At 66.0% G+C, this 1,984-nt stretch carries 1 protein-coding gene and 2 pseudogenes; all 3 read left to right on the top strand.

The genetic code is table 11. From position 1 onward, the window contains the following. A pseudogene (locus EOA29_RS34580) lies at positions 1-283 on the top strand (MFS transporter); the annotation flags it as partial. Positions 284-296: 13 nt separating this feature from the next. Further along, on the top strand, positions 297-1,598 hold the full coding sequence (locus tag EOA29_RS34575) for a D-arabinono-1,4-lactone oxidase (RefSeq protein ID WP_126094442.1): 1,302 nt from the start codon (positions 297-299) through the stop codon (positions 1,596-1,598). Next, a pseudogene (locus EOA29_RS34570) lies at positions 1,595-1,984 on the top strand (DSD1 family PLP-dependent enzyme); the annotation flags it as partial. The gene EOA29_RS34575 and the pseudogene EOA29_RS34570, both read left to right, overlap by 4 nt.

Here is a 1,984-nt window from a genome sequence, read left to right as displayed (position 1 = left end):
CCTAGTCTTCTGGGCGGTGGCGTTGGTGATGGGCTTCATCCTGCTGTTCATCGTGCCTTACCAGATCCGGCTCGCGATCACCGCCGACGAGACACGAACAGCGGTACTCCTGGTGCCCGCCGCGCAGCTCTTCGGCCTCGCCATAGGGCCGATCGCGGCCTCGCTGCTGATCGACGGCGACAATTTCCGCCCCGTGCCGGAATTCGCAGCCGCGACCGCGCTCGCCAGCGTGGCGCTGCTCGGCATCTTCGCGCTGGTTGCGCGGCGCCGCATTCCAGCCTGAGCGGGAGGTGACGATGGCGAACGCCTGGAGCAACTGGTCGGGCTTCGTGAAGGCCGCGCCCAAGCTGATCGCGACACCCGCCGACGCCGGCGAACTGGTCGAACTGGTGCGCTCGGCGCCCGGACCGCTGCGCGTCGCCGGCGCCGGTCATTCCTTCACGCCGCTGGTGCAGTCGGACGGCACCATCGTCTCGCTGGAGAAGATCGAGGGGCTGGTCTCGCACGAGGCCGCGGCCAGCCGCGCGCGGGTGAGGGCGGGCACGCGGCTCGGCGCCTTGATGCACATCCTGCAGGATATCGGCCAGGGCCTGCCCAATATGGGCGACATCGACCGCCAGGCGATCGGCGGCGCGCTTGGCACCGCCACGCATGGCTCCGGCCCGACGCTCGGCGCCTATCACACGCAACTCGAGACGGTGCAATTCGTCGACGGGCAGGGCAAGCTGCGTGAATATAGCCGCGCAGGGGATCAGGACATGATCCACGCCACCGGTGTCGCGCTCGGCGCCTTCGGCGTGCTCACCGAAGTGACGATGAACAACGTCCCGACCTATCGGCTGCGCCGCCGCAAATGGGTGCTGCCGATCGGTGACATGCTGCGCGACTTCGAGACGATGATGGCCGCGCACCGCTCGGCCGAGTTCTACTACATCCCGTTTTCCGGCTACGCGCAGTTCATCGCCAGCGATCTCAGCGACCAGCCGACGACGGCTCGGCCGACCGAGGACGACGAGGAGGGGCTGGCGACGTTGCGCAAGCTGCGCACCATGCTGCGCTGGCTGCCCTCGCTGCGCCGCGCGCTGATCAAGGGCGCGGTGAAAAAGGTACCGTCAGAGGACTATGTGCAGGACTGGTTCAACGTCTATGTCAGCGACCGCCGCACCAGGTTCAACGAGATGGAATACCACCTGCCTTACGAGGATGGTCCGAAGGCCCTGGCCGAGATCATCGAATTGACGGAGAAGCACTTTCCGGAAGTCTATTTCCCGATGGAGGTGCGTTCGGTAGCGCCCGACGCGTTCTGGCTTTCGCCCTTCCACAAGAGGCTGACCTGCTCGATCGCCATCCATCACGATGCCGCGAACGATCCGCTGCCCTTCATGCGCGCGGCCGAGCCGATCTTCTTGAAGTATGGCGGCCGGCCGCATTGGGGCAAGATGCACAGCCTCAAGGCCGCGGACTTCAAGAAACTATATCCGTGCTGGGATGATGCTATGGCGGTGCGGCGAGACATCGATCCCGAAAACCGTTTCGTGTCGCCCTACATGGCCGGCCTGTTCGGCATCGAGCCCGGTCCTTTTGGCATCCGACAATGAGCGCCTATTTTGCCGAGCTGTCGAAGGCGCTGAAGGCGGCCGATATCTTTCGGCCCTGCCTGGTGCTCGACCGCGACCGGCTCGACGCCAACATCGCGCTGGTGAAGCAGAGGCTGGCGCCTGGCCTTGCCGTGCGGCTGGTCGACAAGTCGCTGCCTTGCCTGCCGCTGCTTGCGCATATCGCCAGAGCGCTCGGCACCAGCCGCTTCATGACCTTCCATCCGCCGGTGACGCAAGCCGTGCTCGACGCCTTTCCCGAAGGCGACCTGCTCTATGGCAAGCCGATGCCGATGGGTGCCGTCAAGGCGGCGCTGACCAAGGGCGGCGCCGGCTGGCGGTCGCGCGTCTGCTGGCTGATCGACACGCCGGAGCGGCTGGCAGAGTAT

The organism is Mesorhizobium sp. M1E.F.Ca.ET.063.01.1.1 (genome assembly GCF_003998155.1).
Taxonomy (GTDB): Bacteria; Pseudomonadota; Alphaproteobacteria; order Rhizobiales; family Rhizobiaceae; genus Mesorhizobium.
The sequence above is the reverse complement of the archived record's forward strand: the minus strand, read 5'-3'. Positions and strand labels throughout refer to the sequence as shown.